Source organism: Geobacillus sp. FSL K6-0789, assembly GCF_038593135.1.
Lineage (GTDB): Bacteria > Bacillota > Bacilli > Bacillales > Anoxybacillaceae > Geobacillus > Geobacillus stearothermophilus.
Map to the genome: position 1 here is coordinate 82,630 of NZ_CP151966.1, position 19,715 is coordinate 102,344.

The 19,715-nt window shown below is 53.9% G+C and carries 13 protein-coding genes, 8 tRNA genes and 4 rRNA genes; all 25 read left to right on the forward strand.

Going from position 1 to position 19,715, the window contains the following annotated elements:
* The 25 genes from pabA to clpC all read left to right on the forward strand — a co-directional run bounded on the left by pabA (nucleotide 1) and on the right by clpC (nucleotide 19,694).
* Nucleotides 1-576, forward strand: coding sequence for an aminodeoxychorismate/anthranilate synthase component II (pabA, locus tag NSQ51_RS00405; protein WP_033014185.1), 576 nt, complete (start codon nucleotides 1-3; stop codon nucleotides 574-576).
* Between the two features lie 7 nt (nucleotides 577-583).
* Nucleotides 584-1,459 carry an aminodeoxychorismate lyase gene (gene pabC / locus NSQ51_RS00410; RefSeq protein WP_033014184.1) on the forward strand — a complete coding sequence of 292 codons (876 nt, stop codon included), beginning with the start codon at nucleotides 584-586 and terminating at the stop codon, nucleotides 1,457-1,459.
* Complete coding sequence (gene folP / locus NSQ51_RS00415) at nucleotides 1,456-2,310, forward strand: dihydropteroate synthase (protein ID WP_033014183.1); 855 nt, start codon at nucleotides 1,456-1,458, stop codon at nucleotides 2,308-2,310. Before pabC ends, folP begins: the two co-directional genes overlap by 4 nt.
* A complete protein-coding gene (gene folB, locus NSQ51_RS00420) occupies nucleotides 2,303-2,662 on the forward strand; it encodes a dihydroneopterin aldolase (RefSeq protein ID WP_287136198.1) in 360 nt (119 codons plus the stop codon). The genes folP and folB overlap by 8 nt, the downstream gene beginning before the upstream one ends.
* 1 nt (nucleotide 2,663) lies before the next feature.
* Nucleotides 2,664-3,191, forward strand: coding sequence for a 2-amino-4-hydroxy-6-hydroxymethyldihydropteridine diphosphokinase (gene folK / locus NSQ51_RS00425; RefSeq protein WP_033008956.1), 528 nt, complete (start codon nucleotides 2,664-2,666; stop codon nucleotides 3,189-3,191).
* On the forward strand, nucleotides 3,143-3,364 hold the full coding sequence (locus tag NSQ51_RS00430) for a helix-turn-helix transcriptional regulator (protein ID WP_033008955.1): 222 nt from the start codon (nucleotides 3,143-3,145) through the stop codon (nucleotides 3,362-3,364). Before folK ends, NSQ51_RS00430 begins: the two co-directional genes overlap by 49 nt.
* A 110-nt stretch (nucleotides 3,365-3,474) precedes the next feature.
* Nucleotides 3,475-4,755 (forward strand): IS110 family transposase, encoded by a 1,281-nt coding sequence (locus NSQ51_RS00435; RefSeq protein WP_033013870.1) that lies wholly within the window; start codon nucleotides 3,475-3,477, stop codon nucleotides 4,753-4,755.
* A 395-nt stretch (nucleotides 4,756-5,150) separates the two neighbouring features.
* Nucleotides 5,151-6,149, forward strand: coding sequence for a tRNA dihydrouridine synthase DusB (dusB, locus tag NSQ51_RS00440; RefSeq protein WP_033008953.1), 999 nt, complete (start codon nucleotides 5,151-5,153; stop codon nucleotides 6,147-6,149).
* Between the two features lie 330 nt (nucleotides 6,150-6,479).
* Entirely contained in the window at nucleotides 6,480-7,964 is a 1,485-nt protein-coding gene (lysS, locus tag NSQ51_RS00445) for a lysine--tRNA ligase (RefSeq protein ID WP_033008952.1), read from the forward strand.
* A gap of 507 nt (nucleotides 7,965-8,471) precedes the next feature.
* Nucleotides 8,472-8,588: ribosomal RNA gene (rrf, locus tag NSQ51_RS00450) — 5S ribosomal RNA — on the forward strand.
* Between the two features lie 8 nt (nucleotides 8,589-8,596).
* Nucleotides 8,597-8,672: transfer RNA gene (locus tag NSQ51_RS00455), tRNA-Val, on the forward strand.
* 285 nt (nucleotides 8,673-8,957) lie between these two features.
* Nucleotides 8,958-9,033 (forward strand) — tRNA-Lys (locus NSQ51_RS00460).
* 14 nt (nucleotides 9,034-9,047) lie between these two features.
* Nucleotides 9,048-9,132, forward strand: a tRNA-Leu gene (locus NSQ51_RS00465).
* 11 nt (nucleotides 9,133-9,143) lie between these two features.
* Nucleotides 9,144-9,218: transfer RNA gene (locus tag NSQ51_RS00470), tRNA-Gly, on the forward strand.
* Between the two features lie 15 nt (nucleotides 9,219-9,233).
* Nucleotides 9,234-9,319: transfer RNA gene (locus tag NSQ51_RS00475), tRNA-Leu, on the forward strand.
* 3 nt (nucleotides 9,320-9,322) lie between these two features.
* Nucleotides 9,323-9,396 (forward strand) — tRNA-Arg (locus tag NSQ51_RS00480).
* Nucleotides 9,397-9,400: 4 nt separating this feature from the next.
* Nucleotides 9,401-9,474: transfer RNA gene (locus tag NSQ51_RS00485), tRNA-Pro, on the forward strand.
* Nucleotides 9,475-9,486: 12 nt separating this feature from the next.
* Nucleotides 9,487-9,559 (forward strand) — tRNA-Ala (locus NSQ51_RS00490).
* Between the two features lie 204 nt (nucleotides 9,560-9,763).
* Nucleotides 9,764-11,322 (forward strand): 16S ribosomal RNA (locus NSQ51_RS00495).
* 270 nt (nucleotides 11,323-11,592) lie between these two features.
* Nucleotides 11,593-14,520, forward strand: a 23S ribosomal RNA gene (locus NSQ51_RS00500).
* A gap of 230 nt (nucleotides 14,521-14,750) precedes the next feature.
* A 5S ribosomal RNA gene (gene rrf / locus NSQ51_RS00505) occupies nucleotides 14,751-14,867 on the forward strand.
* The 16S, 23S and 5S rRNA genes sit together here with 8 tRNA genes alongside, the layout of an rRNA operon.
* A gap of 274 nt (nucleotides 14,868-15,141) precedes the next feature.
* On the forward strand, nucleotides 15,142-15,603 hold the full coding sequence (ctsR, locus tag NSQ51_RS00510) for a transcriptional regulator CtsR (protein ID WP_033017268.1): 462 nt from the start codon (nucleotides 15,142-15,144) through the stop codon (nucleotides 15,601-15,603).
* A gap of 14 nt (nucleotides 15,604-15,617) precedes the next feature.
* Nucleotides 15,618-16,166, forward strand: a complete 549-nt coding sequence (locus NSQ51_RS00515; RefSeq protein ID WP_033008611.1) for a UvrB/UvrC motif-containing protein — start codon at nucleotides 15,618-15,620, stop codon at nucleotides 16,164-16,166.
* A 4-nt stretch (nucleotides 16,167-16,170) separates the two neighbouring features.
* A complete protein-coding gene (locus NSQ51_RS00520; RefSeq protein WP_033017267.1) occupies nucleotides 16,171-17,262 on the forward strand; it encodes a protein arginine kinase in 1,092 nt (363 codons plus the stop codon).
* The gene (gene clpC / locus NSQ51_RS00525) at nucleotides 17,259-19,694 is read left to right on the forward strand and encodes an ATP-dependent protease ATP-binding subunit ClpC (protein WP_033017266.1); all 2,436 of its coding nucleotides are present in this window, start codon (nucleotides 17,259-17,261) and stop codon (nucleotides 19,692-19,694) included. Before NSQ51_RS00520 ends, clpC begins: the two co-directional genes overlap by 4 nt.
* Nucleotides 19,695-19,715: the final 21 nt, after the last annotated feature.

Below are 19,715 nucleotides of genomic sequence, written 5' to 3' on the forward strand. Positions count from 1 at the left end.
ATGATCGTCATGATCGATAACTATGATTCGTTTACGTACAATTTGGTGCAATATTTAGGGGTTTTAGGCGAAGAGCTGTTCGTAAAGCGGAACGACGAAATTACGGTGGACGAGATTGAGCAGCTTCATCCCGATTTTATCATGATTTCCCCCGGCCCATGTACACCGAATGAGGCGGGAATCAGCTTGGCCGTTATCGATCGCTTCGCCGGCCGCATCCCGATTTTTGGCGTCTGCCTCGGCCATCAGGCGATCGCCCAGGCGTTTGGCGGCCGCGTCATCCGTGCCCCAAGGCTGATGCACGGGAAAACGTCGTCCGTTTACCATGACGGGGAAACGATTTTCCGCGGCGTGCCAAGCCCGTTTACAGCGACGCGCTACCATTCCCTTATCGTTGAGAAAGAGACGCTTCCAGACTGTTTCATCGTGTCGGCTTGGACGGACGAAGACGAAGTGATGGCCATTCGCCATAAAACATTGCCAATCGAAGGAGTGCAGTTCCACCCGGAGTCGATTATGACCAGCCATGGGATGCAGCTGCTGAAAAATTTTATTGATACGTACAAAAAGGCGTGATGGGCATATGTATGTGTATGTCAATGGGGAGATTGTCCCGTATGAGGAGGCGAGGGTTTCGGCGTTTGACCACGGTTTTTTATACGGGATCGGCTTGTTTGAGACGTTCCGCACGTATGAGGGACATCCGTTTTTGCTTGACGATCATTTAGCGCGGCTAAATCGCGGGCTTTCCGAGTTGCGCATCCAAAAGCAGGTAAGCCGTGCGGAGGCGCTCGGGATCATCGAGCGGTTGCTCAGGGCCAATGGTCTTCAGGACGCCTATGTACGTTTCAACGTCTCGGCTGGGGTTGGCGGTCTTGGCTTGTCGATGGAGCAGTATAGCCATCCAACGGTGATCGTCTATATGAAGCCGCTGCCGCCATCCGCCCCTCCAGAAGGGAAAGAAGGGGTCGTTTTAACAACGAGGCGGAACAGCCCTGAAGGCGATGAACGGTTAAAATCGCATCATTATTTAAACAATATAATTGGAAAGTGGGAGCTTGGCCGCCGTGTGGATGTGGAAGGCATTTTTTTAAATCGGGACGGGCAAGTAGCCGAGGGAATCGTTTCGAATATTTTTTGGGTCAAGGACGGCGTTGTCTACACCCCGGCGCCGTCTGTCGGCATATTAAACGGCGTTACGAGGCAGTTCGTCATCGCCTTGCTCGAACGGCTTCATATCCCGATTAAAGAGGGAGCGTATCCCCTGTCCCATTTGCAGGAGGCTGATGAGGTCTTTATTACGAATTCACTGCAGGAAATTGTGCCGCTTCACTGCATCGGCCGCCGCTCTTATAGCGGAAAACATGGCCCGGTGACCTGTGCGCTGCAACATCATTACCGCCGCTTTACCGATACATTATGGACGAGGAACGAACTGAAAGAAAGGATGAACGAATGATGGCAACGATGACGCGTTCCTTTGTATTAAAATGCCGCGGGCATGAGCTGGATTTGCGCCAAAAAACGTTGATCATGGGCATTGTCAATGTGACGCCTGACTCGTTTTCCGACGGCGGCCGGTTTTATGAAGTGGAAAAAGCGGTCGAGCATGCGAAACGGCTCGTGGCGGAAGGAGCCGACATCATTGACATCGGCGGTGAATCAACTCGTCCGGGGGCGGATCCAGTGCCGCTTGATGAAGAGCTACGGCGCGTCATTCCGGCAGTCAAAGCGATCGCCGATGCGGTGGACGTGCCGATTTCCGTCGACACGTATAAAGCCGAGGTCGCAAGGCAGGCCATTGAAGCGGGAGCGCATATCATCAACGACGTTTGGGGCGCCAAAGCCGATCCGGATATGGCCCACGTCGCCGCTTCGTACGGAGTGCCGATCATTTTAATGCACAACCGTCACGATATGGCATACCGCGATCTCATTTCCGACATGATCGCCGACTTGAAGGAGAGCATCCGTATTGTCAAACAGGCGGGAGTAAAAGAGGAAAACATTATTGTAGATCCGGGGATCGGATTTGCCAAAACGGTTGAACATAACCTGGAAGTGATGCGGCGTCTCGATGAGTTTGCTGCTTTGGGATACCCACTTTTGCTTGGCACATCGCGCAAACGGTTTATCGGCCATGTGCTCGATGTGCCGGTTGAGGAGAGGGTCGAAGGAACGGGGGCAACAGTTTGCCTTGGCATCGTGAAGGGGGCGCATATCGTCCGCGTCCATGACGTATTGCCGATCGCCCGCATGGCGAAAATGATGGATGCGATGCTCGGGAAAGGAGAGAGCGGCCATCGATAAAATTTATATTCAAGGTATGGAATTTTACGGTTATCACGGAGTGCTCCGAGAAGAAAACGTCCTCGGCCAGCGGTTTTTGGTCGATGTGGCCCTTGAGCTCGACTTGCGTCCAGCCGGCCGGAGCGACCGTCTCGAGCATACGGTGAACTATGCGGAAGTATACGAGCGCTGTCGGACGATCGTGGAAGAGAGGACGCTCGCCTTGATCGAAGCGGTTGCCGAGGCGATCGCGGATGAGCTGCTTGCCGCTTTCCCCGCCGTTCAGCGGTGCACGGTGAAAGTAATCAAGCCGAATCCGCCCATTCGCGGCCATTATCAGCATGTCGCCGTTGAAATCTACAGGGGGCGGTAAGGTGGAAAACATTGCGTATATTGCTTTAGGTTCCAACCTTGGAGATCGTGCGTACTATTTGCGTTCAGCCGTCGCGGCGCTTCATCGCCATAAGGGAATTTTTGTCACATCGGGTTCGTCCATCTATGAAACCGACCCGGTCGGTTACGTCAACCAAGACAAGTTTTTAAACATGGTGATTGAGGTGGCGACCGCTTTGTCGCCATTTGCTTTGTTTGACGTGACGCAACAAATCGAACAGGAATTTGGCAGGAAAAGGGAAACTCGCTGGGGGCCGCGCACGTTAGACCTTGACATTTTGTTGTACAATCATGAAAATATTGAGACAGAGCGACTTGTCATTCCGCATCCGCGCATGGCGGAGCGGGCGTTTGTTTTAATCCCATTGCTCGAGATCAATTCCCATTTGACAATACCGAACGTTTCGGAACCGTTAGCAGACATTATTGACCGACTACCCGACAAAAAAGGAGTTCGTGTATGGAAGCAGAAAGATGGGGAAGACGTATTCGCGCTTTTCGAAAGCTGAAAGGATATACACAAGAAAAGTTGGCCAAGGAACTCGGCATTTCCGTTTCGATTCTCGGCGAAATTGAACGGGGGAACCGGATGCCGTCCGACACGCTTGTCGGACAGATCGCCGAGCGGCTGAACGTATCGGTTGAGGAGCTGGCACCGCCAAAGTTCGAATCAAACAGGTAGAAAGGAGCATTCCCGTTAGAAGCTTTTCCGGGGACTTGATCAAAAAAAGCCCTCTTGGTATGATGCAGGGGTGTCAACCACATCACTCACCATACCAAGGAGGACTTCAGATGAATTGTACACAAAACTATAAAATTGATCAAGTTACGGAACAAACGCTTGTCGTGGGCATCGATATCGCGAAACGAACCCACTACGCCTGCTTCGTGGATGACCGGGGGCGCGTGCTTCGCAAGTCGTTCCCGATCTTCCAGTCGAAAGAGGGGTTTCAGCAGCTGTATAAAGCGATTCAGGAGGCGATGCAAGCGTTTGGGAAGTCAGAGGTGATCGTCGCGGTGGAGCCGACCGGGCACTACTGGTTGAACCTGGCCTACTTCCTCGAGGAGCACGGGATCCCGTTGGTCATGGTCAACCCGGCGCATGTGTGCCGGTCGAAAGAACTCGATGACAACCTGCCGACGAAACACGACGCCAAAGACGCCCTGGTCATTGCCAGACTGGCAAAAGACGGACGATTCCTCGTTCCCCGGCTGCTGCACGAGATCGAAGCCGATTTGCGCGTGGGAAGCACGCTCAAAGAGAAGCTCCGCAAGGAACAGACGGCGGTGAAAAACGCGATCGTCCGCTGGACGGATCGGTATTTTCCAGAGTTTTGGACCGTGTTTCGTGACTTGGGGAAAACGGCGCTTTCGGTGTTGGAGTGGACGCCGCTTCCGGCTGATATGGCCGGTCGGACCGCCGAGGAGCTCATCGAGGTGTACCGGCAAAGCAAAGGGATGAAATGCCCGCAGAAGGCCAAAATTCAGGCGTTGATCAACACCGCGAAGGACTCGATTGGGGTGACGGAAGGGACAGCGATGGCCCGGTTTGAGATCGCCGCGCTCGTCCGCCGATACCGCCAATTGGAGGCGGAGATCGCTGCACTGGACGCCGAGTTGAAGGCATTGGTTCAAACGACGATGGAGTACCAATGGTTGAAAACGGTCGACGGGTTGGGAGACGCCACGATCATCGATCTGCTGGCGGAGATCGGCAGCTTCGCCCATTATCGGGACCCGCGCCAATTGGTGAAGTTGGCGGGCCTGACGCTCAAGGAGAACTCCTCCGGCCAGCGCAAAGGGCAAAAGCACATCTCCAAACGGGGACGGAAACGGTTGCGCTCGGTGCTGTTTCGGGCGATGATTCCGCTGATTCGGCATAACGAGGCGTTTCGCGAGCTGCATGAGTATTATACGACCCGATCCGTCAATCCGCTGACCGGAAAGCAGTCCATCGTCGCCTTGTGCCGGAAGCTGTTGAATGTGCTGTTTGCGATTTGTACGAAGAAACAAGCGTTTGACGCGGAGCGAATGAAACAGGACGTCTTGTCCCAGGTGCAACGGGCGGCCTAAGGCCTCCCCCTGCGAACGGAAGAATCGTTGGACAACGAGATGACACCGGAGAAGCTGGCGTGATTTCATCCATTCGACCTTGAGTCCCTAAAGGAGCTTGGCCGGCCTCCGCCTGATGACGAGACCGAACGAGGGAATGTTGGCGCGAAGACGCCCGGAGACATGGGAGGGTTCGTCCTCATCAGCGACGCGGAGATCCAAAGGGTGCATCGAATATGCTTCCCCCCACGGCAGGAAAATATCCCCAGCCGTGGCCGCGAAGCGCACCCTAGGTCTGTAAGATATCCACAAAACTGAAAAAGGATGTAAGGGATTTTGTCGAAAAATATTTTTTGGACACCCCTGAGGGGCCGAAAAGCCTTGATACATCAACATTTCTAGAGGGAGGCGTTTTTATGTTTCGCATTGGTGATGTGGAAATTCAAAACCGTGTCGTCCTTGCGCCGATGGCAGGCGTGTGCAATTCGGCTTTCCGCCTGACCGTAAAGGAGTTCGGCGCCGGTCTTGTATGCGCAGAGATGGTGAGCGATAAAGGAATCGTATACAACAATGAAAAGACGTTAAATATGCTCTATATCGACGAACGCGAAAAGCCGCTCAGCTTGCAAATTTTCGGCGGTGAAAAGGAAACACTTGTCAAAGCAGCGAAATTTGTCGACAAAAATACAAATGCCGATATTATCGACATCAACATGGGCTGCCCAGTGCCGAAAATTACGAATTGCGATGCCGGAGCGAAATGGCTCCTCGACCCGAACAAAATTTACGATGTCGTCGCCGCCATTGTCGACGCCGTCGAAAAACCCGTCACGGTCAAGATGCGAATCGGTTGGGATGACCAACATATTTACGCTGTTGAAAACGCCCAAGCGGTCGAACGCGCCGGCGGCAAAGCCGTCGCCGTCCATGGACGGACAAGGGTGCAAATGTATGAAGGGAAGGCGAATTGGGACATCATTAAGCAAGTCAAAGAGGCCGTCAACATTCCAGTCATCGGAAACGGTGATGTCAAAACGCCGCAGGATGCCAAGCGGATGCTCGAAGAAACTGGGGTTGACGGCGTGATGATCGGGCGGGCGGCGCTCGGCAACCCGTGGATGATTTATCGCACAGTCCGCTATTTAGAAACAGGGGAGCTCATTCCCGAACCGACCCCAAGGGAAAAAATCGATGTCTGCCTGCTGCACTTGGACCGTCTGATCGCCCTTAAAGGCGAGTATATTGCGGTGAAAGAAATGCGCAAGCACGCGGCTTGGTATTTAAAAGGCATCCGCGGGGCGGCGAAAATCCGCAACGCCATCAACGAGTGCGAGACGCGGGACGAATTGGCCGCGCTCTTGCTTCAAGTCGCCGAAGAAGCGGAAAGCCGGGCGGCGAACGCCGAAGCCGTTTAACGGATTTCCGAAAGAAGTCTCCCACCTCAAGGAACGCGAAGGGTGTAACCCAGTGAGTAAGTGGGAGATGAATATTGGTTGGCGTTAGCCAACGAATAGGATAGAATATGGCTAGAACGGACACCTTCGGAACGAAGGGAAGCGTAAAGGGTTCTGGTGTGTGGCTTACCGTTCGGCGAACACGCACAAGTCGCTTGAAGCCTTCACCTCTAAGCGAAGCGTAGGTGGCGGGTAGTTCACACAACGGAGATGACGTTCGTGCAGCGGAAGACTGCCAGCGGGTGCTGGCAGTATTTTTCGTAAAAAATCGCTAAATGGAGTGAATGAGGTATGAGCCATGAAGAATTGAACGACCAATTGCGCGTCCGCAGGGAAAAGCTGAAAAAAATTGAGGAATTGGGTGTCGATCCGTTTGGCAAACGGTTCGAGCGCACGCATAAAGCGGAAGAGCTGTTTGAACTGTATGGAGATTTGTCAAAAGAGGAACTCGAAGAGCAACAAATCGAAGTCGCCGTCGCCGGCCGCATCATGACAAAGAGAGGCAAGGGAAAAGCGGGCTTTGCTCACATCCAGGACGTGACGGGACAAATTCAAATTTACGTCCGCCAAGACGATGTTGGCGAACAGCAATACGAGCTGTTTAAAATCTCCGACCTCGGCGACATCGTCGGCGTGCGCGGCACGATGTTTAAAACAAAGGTCGGCGAACTTTCGATCAAAGTATCGTCGTATGAATTTTTAACAAAAGCGCTGCGTCCGCTGCCGGAAAAATACCACGGCTTAAAAGATATCGAGCAGCGCTACCGCCAACGCTACCTCGATTTAATTATGAATCCGGAGAGCAAAAAGACGTTCATCACCCGCAGTCTCATTATTCAATCGATGCGCCGCTATCTTGACAGCCATGGCTACTTGGAAGTCGAAACACCGATGATGCACGCCGTAGCAGGCGGTGCGGCGGCGCGCCCGTTCATTACGCATCATAATGCGCTCGATATGACGCTGTATATGCGGATCGCCATCGAGCTGCATTTGAAACGGCTCATCGTCGGCGGCTTGGAAAAAGTGTATGAAATCGGGCGCGTTTTCCGGAATGAAGGCATTTCCACCCGCCATAACCCGGAGTTTACGATGCTCGAATTGTACGAGGCGTATGCCGACTTCCGCGATATCATGAAATTAACGGAGAACTTGATCGCTCATATTGCCACGGAAGTGCTTGGCACAACAAAAATTCAGTACGGCGAACATCTTGTCGACTTGACGCCTGAATGGCGGCGCCTCCATATGGTCGATGCGATCAAGGAATATGTCGGCGTCGATTTCTGGCGGCAGATGAGCGACGAAGAGGCGCGGGAGCTGGCCAAAGAACACGGTGTCGAAGTCGCGCCGCACATGACGTTCGGCCATATCGTCAATGAATTTTTTGAACAAAAAGTAGAGGATAAACTGATCCAGCCGACGTTCATTTACGGCCACCCGGTCGAAATCTCGCCATTAGCCAAGAAAAACCCAGACGACCCGCGCTTTACCGATCGGTTTGAGCTGTTCATCGTCGGGCGCGAACATGCGAACGCCTTTACGGAACTAAACGACCCGATCGATCAGCGTCAACGGTTTGAGGAGCAGCTGAAGGAGCGCGAACAAGGAAACGATGAAGCGCATGAAATGGACGAAGATTTCCTCGAAGCGCTCGAATACGGCATGCCGCCAACAGGCGGACTCGGGATCGGGGTCGACCGGTTAGTCATGCTTTTGACCAATTCACCGTCCATTCGCGATGTATTGCTCTTCCCGCAAATGCGCCATAAATAACCACGATCGTCCCCTGTTGCGAACAACGGCAGGGGACAGTTTGTTATGAGAACTCGATTCAAGAAAAAGCCGGCTGCTGCCAGCCCCTAAGAAGGCCGGTGAAAAACAACGGATTCGTTTGGTTTTTGAGAAATCGAAAGGAACGAAGTTATAGTGTTGCAAAGTTTCTCAATTTGCCGCCCGTCCTAGACAAATGGAAAGATCTAAACCGGAAAATCGTTGATCATTACTATCGTCTTGGCAAATCATATTTGCATCATACACCACTCGCATTTGCCTATAAAACGTACCAACGATAATTTTCGTTCGACGATTGACTTTTAGTCATAGAATGTATATAATGAGCAATGTTGTTTTTGAGAACAAAACAAAAAACGAAATGAGTTGACAAGCTTTCTTCAGTGTGTTATATTATGATAGCACGTGAGACGTCAATAATGACGAACAAAAGGATATTGACAAGCAAACAAATTTGGTTATAATATAACTTGTCTGTTCTGTTGACTGCCTAGTGATGATAGCGGAGGGGAAACACCCGTTCCCATCCCGAACACGGAAGTTAAGCCCTCCAGCGCCGATGGTAGTTGGGGCCAGCGCCCCTGCGAGAGTAGGTCGTCGCTAGGCAACAGCGTGGAGGATTAGCTCAGCTGGGAGAGCACTTGCCTTACAAGCAAGGGGTCGGCGGTTCGATCCCGTCATCCTCCACCATTTATATACCATGAGCCATTAGCTCAGTAACGAGCGTTGCATCTTCGAGTTCGCTGCGAGTTGCCCCGACGCACTTGACTTCTTCGAATAAGCTTGTAGAGGAAGGGGCAGGTAGAGTGAAATGAAGCTTAGAGTGTATACCCAACCATGAGCCATTAGCTCAGTAGGTAGAGCAACGAGCGTTGCATCATCGAGTTTGCTGCGAGTTGTCCCGACGCATCTTGCATCTTCGAATACGCTAGCAGAGGAAGGGACATCGTTCGCTGTGAGTGTATACCCAACCATGAGCCATTAGCTCAGTAGGTAGAGCATCTGACTTTTAATCAGAGGGTCGGAGGTTCGAGTCCTCCATGGCTCACCACCAACTATATATTTGCGGGTGTGGCGGAATTGGCAGACGCGCTAGATTCAGGGTCTAGTGCCCTTTACGGGCGTGGGGGTTCGAGTCCCTTCACCCGCATAATGATTTGGGCGGAAGTAGTTCAGTGGTAGAACACCACCTTGCCAAGGTGGGGGTCGCGGGTTCGAGTCCCGTCTTCCGCTCCATTTATTTGCCTGTTAGCCGGGGTGGCGGAATTGGCAGACGCACAGGACTTAAAATCCTGGGGTAGGTAACTACCGTGCCGGTTCGAGTCCGGCCCTCGGCACTTGCGCTCGTAGCTCAATTGGATAGAGCATCTGACTACGGATCAGAAGGTTAGGGGTTCGAATCCTCTCGAGCGCGTTAGCGGGAAGTAGCTCAGCTTGGCAGAGCACATGGTTTGGGACCATGGGGTCGCAGGTTCAAATCCTGTCTTCCCGATAGCGTCCGCATGGGGCCTTAGCTCAGCTGGGAGAGCGCCTGCTTTGCACGCAGGAGGTCATCGGTTCGATCCCGATAGGCTCCATTATCGTTCCTTGAAAACTGAACGAAACGAAGCGCGACGAAAAGCGGAGGTTCGTGGGTCGCCGCGACGGGCAAATGTTCTTCGCCTGCAAGGGTGCTTGCACCCGGAAGGTGAAGGTTATTTGACCCCGAGCGGCGGCGGACCGAAGCTGGACAATACGAAAAGCAGAGGTCCGCATGGGCCGAAGCAAAAGCCAATCAACTTTCTTTGGAGAGTTTGATCCTGGCTCAGGACGAACGCTGGCGGCGTGCCTAATACATGCAAGTCGAGCGGACCGGATTGGGGCTTGCCTTGATTCGGTCAGCGGCGGACGGGTGAGTAACACGTGGGCAACCTGCCCGCAAGACCGGGATAACTCCGGGAAACCGGAGCTAATACCGGATAACACCGAAGACCGCATGGTCTTCGGTTGAAAGGCGGCCTTTGGGCTGTCACTTGCGGATGGGCCCGCGGCGCATTAGCTAGTTGGTGAGGTAACGGCTCACCAAGGCGACGATGCGTAGCCGGCCTGAGAGGGTGACCGGCCACACTGGGACTGAGACACGGCCCAGACTCCTACGGGAGGCAGCAGTAGGGAATCTTCCGCAATGGGCGAAAGCCTGACGGAGCGACGCCGCGTGAGCGAAGAAGGCCTTCGGGTCGTAAAGCTCTGTTGTGAGGGACGAAGGAGCGCCGTTCGAAGAGGGCGGCGCGGTGACGGTACCTCACGAGAAAGCCCCGGCTAACTACGTGCCAGCAGCCGCGGTAATACGTAGGGGGCGAGCGTTGTCCGGAATTATTGGGCGTAAAGCGCGCGCAGGCGGTCTCTTAAGTCTGATGTGAAAGCCCACGGCTCAACCGTGGAGGGTCATTGGAAACTGGGGGACTTGAGGGCAGGAGAGGAGAGCGGAATTCCACGTGTAGCGGTGAAATGCGTAGAGATGTGGAGGAACACCAGTGGCGAAGGCGGCTCTCTGGCCTGCACCTGACGCTGAGGCGCGAAAGCGTGGGGAGCAAACAGGATTAGATACCCTGGTAGTCCACGCCGTAAACGATGAGTGCTAAGTGTTAGAGGGGTCACACCCTTTAGTGCTGCAGCTAACGCGATAAGCACTCCGCCTGGGGAGTACGGCCGCAAGGCTGAAACTCAAAGGAATTGACGGGGGCCCGCACAAGCGGTGGAGCATGTGGTTTAATTCGAAGCAACGCGAAGAACCTTACCAGGTCTTGACATCCCCTGACAACCCAAGAGATTGGGCGTTCCCCCTTCGGGGGGACAGGGTGACAGGTGGTGCATGGTTGTCGTCAGCTCGTGTCGTGAGATGTTGGGTTAAGTCCCGCAACGAGCGCAACCCTCGCCTCTAGTTGCCAGCATTCGGTTGGGCACTCTAGAGGGACTGCCGGCGACAAGTCGGAGGAAGGTGGGGATGACGTCAAATCATCATGCCCCTTATGACCTGGGCTACACACGTGCTACAATGGGCGGTACAAAGGGCTGCGAACCCGCGAGGGGGAGCGAATCCCAAAAAGCCGCTCTCAGTTCGGATTGCAGGCTGCAACTCGCCTGCATGAAGCCGGAATCGCTAGTAATCGCGGATCAGCATGCCGCGGTGAATACGTTCCCGGGCCTTGTACACACCGCCCGTCACACCACGAGAGCTTGCAACACCCGAAGTCGGTGAGGTAACCCGCAAGGGAGCCAGCCGCCGAAGGTGGGGCAAGTGATTGGGGTGAAGTCGTAACAAGGTAGCCGTACCGGAAGGTGCGGCTGGATCACCTCCTTTCTAAGGGGAAAAGCGAAGGCCGCAATGGCCAACTGTCGATACACAGCGCTTCTGTTTCGTTCAGTTTTGAGGGAGCGAGTCATGTTCTCTCAATGACAAAAATCGTTCCTTGAAAACTAGATAACCGGAAAAGCGGAGGCGAGCGTTTCGCCGCGATGGGCAAATGTTCTTCGCCTGCAAGGGTGCTTGCACCCGGAAGGCGAAGGTTATTTGACCCCGAGCGGCGGCGAGCCGACGCTAGACAATAAGGAAGAAGCCGAGAGCGCTGTAGGTTAAGCTAGAAAGGGCGCACGGTGGATGCCTTGGCACTAGGAGCCGATGAAGGACGGGGCAAACGCCGAAACGCTCCGGGGAGCTGTAAGCAAGCGTTGATCCGGAGATGTCCGAATGGGGGAACCCACTGTCCGTAATGGGGCAGTATCCATGCCTGAATCCATAGGGCATGGAGGGCACACCCGGGGAACTGAAACATCTTAGTACCCGGAGGAGAAGAAAGCAAACGCGATTCCCTGAGTAGCGGCGAGCGAAACGGGAACAGCCCAAACCAAGAGGCGTGCCTCTTGGGGTTGTAGGACCGCTCATTGTGGGAGTGAGAAAGGAACGGGGTAGACGAACCGGTCTGGAACGGCCGGCCAGAGAAGGTGACAGCCCTGTAGTCGAAACTTCGTTCCCTCCCGAGCGGATCCTGAGTACGGCGGGACACGGGAAATCCCGTCGGAAGCAGGGAGGACCATCTCCCAAGGCTAAATACTCCCTAGTGACCGATAGTGCACCAGTACCGTGAGGGAAAGGTGAAAAGCACCCCGGAAGGGGAGTGAAAGAGAACCTGAAACCGTGTGCCTACAAGTAGTCAGAGCGCGTTCATGCGTGATGGCGTGCCTTTTGTAGAATGAACCGGCGAGTGACGATGGCGTGCGAGGTTAAGCCGAAGAGGCGGAGCCGCAGCGAAAGCGAGTCTGAACAGGGCGAAAAGTACGTCGTCGTCGACCCGAAACCAGGTGATCTACCCATGTCCAGGGTGAAGGCCGGGTAACACCGGCTGGAGGCCCGAACCCACGCACGTTGAAAAGTGCGGGGATGAGGTGTGGGTAGGGGTGAAATGCCAATCGAACTTGGAGATAGCTGGTTCTCCCCGAAATAGCTTTAGGGCTAGCCTCGGGATGGAGAGTGTTGGAGGTAGAGCACTGATTGGGCTAGGGGCCCTCATCGGGTTACCGAACCCAGTCAAACTCCGAATGCCAACGACTTATGCCCGGGAGTCAGACTGCGAGTGATAAGATCCGTGGTCGAGAGGGAAACAGCCCAGATCGCCAGCTAAGGCCCCAAAGTGCACGTTCAGTGGAAAAGGATGTGGAGTTGCAAAGACAACCAGGATGTTGGCTTAGAAGCAGCCACCATTTAAAGAGTGCGTAATAGCTCACTGGTCGAGTGACTCTGCGCCGAAAATGTACCGGGGCTAAACGTGCCGCCGAAGCTGCGGGATGACCGTTGGTCATCGGTAGGGGAGCGTTCTAAGGGCGTTGAAGCCAGACCGGAAGGACTGGTGGAGCGCTTAGAAGTGAGAATGCCGGTATGAGTAGCGAAAACAGAGGTGAGAATCCTCTGCGCCGAAAGCCTAAGGGTTCCTGAGGAAGGTTCGTCCGCTCAGGGTTAGTCGGGACCTAAGCCGAGGCCGAAAGGCGTAGGTGATGGACAACAGGTTGAGATTCCTGTACCACCTCCTTCCCGTTTGAGCGATGGGGGGACGCAGGAGGATAGGGCGAGCAGGCGGCTGGAAGAGCCTGTCCAAGCCGCAAGGCTGATCCGTAGGCAAATCCGCGGATTGTAAGGCCAAGCGGTGATGGCGACGGAGTCATCCGGAAGTCCCCGATTTCACACTGCCAAGAAAAGCCTCTAGCGAGGGAAGAGGTGCCCGTACCGCAAACCGACACAGGTAGGCGAGGAGAGAATCCTAAGGCGCGCGGGAGAACTCTCGTTAAGGAACTCGGCAAAATGACCCCGTAACTTCGGGAGAAGGGGTGCTCGTTTGGGTGAAGAGCCCGAACGAGCCGCAGTGAAAAGGCCCAAGCGACTGTTTATCAAAAACACAGGTCTCTGCGAAGCCGAAAGGCGACGTATAGGGGCTGACACCTGCCCGGTGCTGGAAGGTTAAGGGGAGCGCTTAGCGGAAGCGAAGGTGCGAACCGAAGCCCCAGTAAACGGCGGCCGTAACTATAACGGTCCTAAGGTAGCGAAATTCCTTGTCGGGTAAGTTCCGACCCGCACGAAAGGTGTAACGACTTGGGCGCTGTCTCAACGAGAGACCCGGTGAAATTATACTACCTGTGAAGATGCAGGTTACCCGCGACAGGACGGAAAGACCCCGTGGAGCTTTACTGCAGCCTGATATGGAATTTTGGTATCGCTTGTACAGGATAGGTGGGAGCCTGGGAAGCCGGAGCGCCAGCTTCGGTGGAGGCGGCGGTGGGATACCACCCTGGCGATATTGAAATTCTAACCCGCACCCCTTAGCGGGGTGGGAGACAGTGTCAGGCGGGCAGTTTGACTGGGGCGGTCGCCTCCCAAAAGGTAACGGAGGCGCCCAAAGGTTCCCTCAGAATGGTTGGAAATCATTCGGAGAGTGCAAAGGCACAAGGGAGCTTGACTGCGAGACGGACAGGTCGAGCAGGGACGAAAGTCGGGCTTAGTGATCCGGTGGTTCCGCATGGAAGGGCCATCGCTCAACGGATAAAAGCTACCCCGGGGATAACAGGCTGATCTCCCCCAAGAGTCCACATCGACGGGGAGGTTTGGCACCTCGATGTCGGCTCATCGCATCCTGGGGCTGTAGTCGGTCCCAAGGGTTGGGCTGTTCGCCCATTAAAGCGGTACGCGAGCTGGGTTCAGAACGTCGTGAGACAGTTCGGTCCCTATCCGTCGCGGGCGCAGGAAATTTGAGAGGAGCTGTCCTTAGTACGAGAGGACCGGGATGGACGCACCGCTGGTGTACCAGTTGTCCCGCCAGGGGCACCGCTGGGTAGCTATGTGCGGACGGGATAAGCGCTGAAAGCATCTAAGCGTGAAGCCCCCCTCAAGATGAGATTTCCCACCGCGTCAGGCGGGTAAGATCCCTCGAAGATGACGAGGTCGATAGGTCCGAGGTGGAAGCGTGGCGACACGTGGAGCTGACGGATACTAATCGATCGAGGGCTTAACCTAACAAGAAAAGTGGAGGCCGCCTGCTTATCGGCGAGGCGCGCTGGAGGGCCTGCGAGCGGGCTTAGCCCGCCGCAGCAGGACCGAAGCGTCGCGAGCCGATGGCGGCCGGAACTAGACAGCGAAAAGCGGCGGCGAGCCGGAGCTAGACAATGAAAAGTGAAAGCGTCCCGGCTTCTTCCTGAAACGGTTATCTAGTTTTCAGGGAACGAATTCCTGACAACCTCATATGGCCTAGTGGTGATAGCGGAGGGGAAACACCCGTTCCCATCCCGAACACGGAAGTTAAGCCCTCCAGCGCCGATGGTAGTTGGGGCCAGCGCCCCTGCAAGAGTAGGTCGCTGCTAGGCTAAGCAGAAAGCACGCCTTTTTCTTCATTAGGAGAAAAAGCGTGCTTTTTCGTTTATCTGACCGAGAAGCGTTTTACTGGGCGAAAAAACGGATATTCTATAGATAGTCTCCCTTGTTTCGGTAGCCCTTGCAATTTTTCGTCATACATTGTATAGTAAAAGCAAGGTCAAATATAGTCAAAGTCAACAAGATGGCGGTGATGCTTCTTCCCAAGGAATGCCCGTTTATTATTGGGCAGGGAGCAGCTTGGTTGTGAGGAAGGTGGGAGGTAGAGTGCCAAACATTTCCGACATTATCGAGCAATATTTGAAGCAAGTACTCAATATGAGCGACCAAGACATCGTTGAAATTAAACGAAGTGAAATTGCTAATAAATTCCGATGTGTTCCCTCGCAAATCAACTATGTCATCAACACGAGATTCACGCTCGAGCGCGGATATATTGTTGAAAGCAAGCGCGGTGGCGGCGGCTATATCCGCATTATGAAAGTAAAGACGAAAAGCGAGGCGCAGCTGATTGACCAGTTGCTCGAGCTGATCGACCACCGCATCAGCCAGTCGAGCGCCGAAGATGTGATAAAACGACTTATGGAAGAAAAGGTGATTTCGGAGCGGGAAGCGAAAATGATGTTGAGCGTGATGGATCGCTCCGTTTTATATATCGATTTGCCCGAGCGGGATGAACTGCGGGCGCGCATGTTAAAGGCGATGCTGACGTCGCTAAAGTATAAGTAGGGGAGGGGAAGGCATTGATTTGCCAAGAATGCAAGCAACGCCCGGCGACGATGCATTTTACGAAAATAGTCAACGGGGAAAAAACGGAATTTCACCTTTGCGAGCAATGCGCCAAAGAACATGGTCATACGTTTATGCTCTATGGCCATGACGACTTTCCGCTCAACAATTTGTTAGCGGGGCTTCTCAACTTTCAAGCTCCGATGAAAGAAGTGACGGCCAATGCGTTCCCGAATCCGGATTTGCTTCAATGCGAGACGTGCCAAATGACATACCACCAGTTTACGCAAATTGGGCGGTTCGGTTGCGCCGACTGCTATCGGACGTTTGCCCGTTACCTTCCGCCGATTTTAAAACGGCTTCATAGCGGAAATACTGCTCATTCAGGGAAAATTCCGAAGCGAAAAGGCGGCGTCCTCCATTTGCGGAAGCAGCTGGCCACGTTGAAACAAAAGCTTCAGGAATTAGTTGCCCGCGAGGAATTTGAGCGGGCGGCCGAGGTGCGCGACCAGATTCGTTCGTTAGAGGACGAACTTCGCCGACGTGGAGAGGGGGAGATGTAGCGGTATGTCATTTGGAAAGTTTTTCAACACAGCGGTCAGCGCTTGGATGAGCCAGGAGGGGCCGAATTCGGACATCGTGTTGAGCAGCCGCATCCGGCTGGCGCGCAATATTGTTGATTTTCGTTTCCCAACGCTGTTTAGCAGCGAAGAGGCGAAACAAATCGTTGCCTTGTTTGAGCGCGCGTTCGTCCATCGTCCGTATGGGGAAGCGGGACGGTTTGAACTGTTGAAAATGTCGGAGCTTCAACCGATTGAAAAACGGGTATTGGTGGAAAAGCACTTAATCAGCCCGCATTTGGCTGAAGATTCGCCGTTTGGCGCCTGCCTGCTTTCGGAAAATGAGGAAATCAGCATTATGATCAACGAGGAAGACCATATCCGCATTCAGTGTCTGTTTCCAGGGCTTCAGCTTGCCGAGGCGCTTGAGGCGGCGAGCGAGTTGGATGATTGGATTGAAGGGCATGTCAACTATGCGTTCGATGAACGGCTTGGTTACTTAACGAGCTGTCCGACGAACGTCGGAACGGGGTTGCGGGCGTCGGTGATGATGCATCTTCCGGCGCTGGTGCTGACGCAGCAGATCAACCGCATCATCCCTGCCATCAACCAGTTGGGACTCGTCGTCCGCGGCACGTACGGGGAAGGAAGTGAGGCTTTAGGGAACATTTTCCAAATTTCGAACCAAATTACGCTCGGAAAATCAGAAGAAGATATTGTCGCTGATTTGCATACGATCGTTGAGCAGCTCATCGCCCAAGAAAGGGCGGCTCGCCAGGCATTAGTGAAAACGTTGGGCATACAATTAGAAGACAAGGTATTCCGTTCATACGGCATATTGGCCAACTGCCGCGTCATCGATTCGAAGGAGGCGGCGCAATGCCTGTCGGATGTGCGTTTAGGGATCGATTTAGGATATATCAAAAACGTCTCGCGCAACATTTTAAATGAGCTGATGATTTTGACGCAGCCAGGATTTTTGCAACAATATGCCGGAGGGGTGCTTCGCCCTGAGGAACGGGATGTCCGCCGGGCGGCGTTGATTCGGGAACGCTTAAGGATGGAAACACGAAGAAAGATGGAGGGTGATGAACGATGATGTTTGGCAGATTTACGGAACGGGCGCAAAAAGTGCTGGCGTTGGCGCAAGAGGAAGCCATCCGCCTCGGCCATAACAATATCGGAACCGAACATATTTTGCTTGGGCTGATCCGTGAGGGGGAAGGAATCGCTGCTAAAGCGCTCATGGCGCTTGGACTTGACCCGGATAAAATCCAAAAAGAAGTCGAATCGCTCATCGGCCGCGGCAATGAAGTGTCCCATACGCTCCATTACACGCCGCGGGCGAAAAAAGTGATCGAGCTGTCAATGGACGAAGCGAGGAAACTTGGCCATTCGTATGTCGGCACGGAGCATATTTTGCTTGGCTTGATCCGCGAGGGGGAAGGCGTGGCCGCTCGCGTGCTGAACAACCTCGGGGTGAGCTTGAACAAGGCGCGCCAACAAGTGTTGCAACTGCTCGGCAGCAATGAATCGGTATCGGGCCACGGCGGTGGGGGGGCTTCGCATGTAAGCACGCCGACGCTTGACAGCCTTGCCCGCGATTTGACGGCGATTGCCCGCGAAGGGCGGCTTGATCCGGTCATCGGCCGCAGCAAAGAAATTCAGCGTGTTATTGAAGTGTTGAGCCGACGGACAAAAAACAACCCGGTGCTCATCGGTGAACCGGGGGTTGGAAAAACAGCGATCGCGGAAGGATTGGCCCAGCAAATCGTCAACAACGAAGTGCCGGAAACGCTGCGCGACAAACGGGTCATGACGCTCGATATGGGGACGGTCGTCGCCGGGACGAAATACCGCGGCGAATTTGAAGACCGGCTGAAAAAAGTGATGGACGAAATTCGCCAGGCGGGCAATATCATTTTGTTCATCGATGAACTCCATACGTTAATCGGCGCTGGCGGAGCCGAAGGGGCCATCGACGCGTCGAACATTTTAAAGCCGGCCTTGGCGCGTGGAGAATTGCAATGTATCGGTGCGACAACGCTTGATGAATACCGCAAATACATTGAGAAAGATGCTGCGCTCGAGCGCCGCTTCCAGCCGATTCACGTCGATGAGCCGACAGTTGAAGAGTCGATTCAAATTTTAAAAGGGCTGCGCGACCGGTATGAAGCGCATCATCGCGTCTCGATTTCCGATGAGGCGATCATTCAGGCAGTCAAACTTTCCGACCGGTATATTACCGACCGGTTCCTGCCGGATAAAGCGATCGACTTGATTGATGAAGCTTGCTCGAAAGTGCGTCTCCGTTCGTTCACGGCGCCGCCGAAACTGAAAGAACTGGAGCAAAAGCTTGAAGAAGTGCGAAAAGAGAAAGATGCGGCCGTGCAAAGCCAAGAATTTGAAAAAGCGGCGTCGCTGCGTGATATGGAGCAGCGGCTGCGTGAAGAGCTTGAAGAAACGAAACGTGCGTGGAAAGAAAAACAAGGCCAAGAAAATTTGGAAGTGACGGTCGAAGACATTGCCGCGGTCGTCTCGAGTTGGACCGGGATTCCGGTATCGAAGCTGGCCGAGACGGAAACCGAGCGGCTGTTGAAACTGGAAGAAATTTTGCATTCGCGCGTCGTCGGCCAAGACGAGGCGGTCAAAGCGGTGGCCAAAGCGGTGCGCCGCGCCCGGGCTGGCCTCAAAGACCCGAAACGCCCGATCGGTTCGTTCATTTTCCTCGGCCCGACCGGCGTCGGGAAAACGGAATTGGCCCGTGCATTGGCCGAGGCAATGTTTGGAGATGAAGATGCCCTCATTCGCATCGATATGTCCGAGTATATGGAAAAACACTCGACATCGCGGCTCATCGGTTCGCCGCCGGGGTATGTCGGCTACGAAGAAGGCGGTCAGCTGACCGAAAAAGTGCGTCGCAAGCCATACTCGGTCGTTCTGTTGGATGAGATGGAAAAAGCGCATCCGGACGTGTTTAACATCTTGCTGCAGGTGCTCGAAGACGGGCGGTTGACTGACTCGAAAGGGCGGACGGTTGACTTCCGCAACACGATCATCATTATGACATCGAACGTCGGCGCGGATGCTTTGAAGCGGAACAAGTATGTCGGCTTTAACATCCAGGATGGAAACCAGCAATACAAAGACATGAAAAGCAAGGTCATGGATGAGCTGAAAAAAGCGTTCCGTCCGGAGTTTTTGAACCGGATCGATGAAATTATCGTCTTCCATTCGCTTGAAAAAGACCATCTAAAACAAATTGTCCGTCTGATGGCTGATACGCTGGTGAAACGGCTGAAAGAGCAAGATATTGACCTTGAATTGACGGAGGCGGCGATTGAGAAAATCGCTGCTGAAGGTTTCGATCCGGAATACGGGGCTCGCCCGTTGCGCCGCGCTTTGCAAAAACATATTGAAGACCGTTTGTCCGAAGAACTGTTAAAAGGCACGATCGCCAAAGGACAAAAAGTCGTCGTTGATGTGAAAGATGGGGAATTTGTCGTATTGGCAAAACAGGCCGTGATGTGATGAAAAAAGGTATGCGGCACG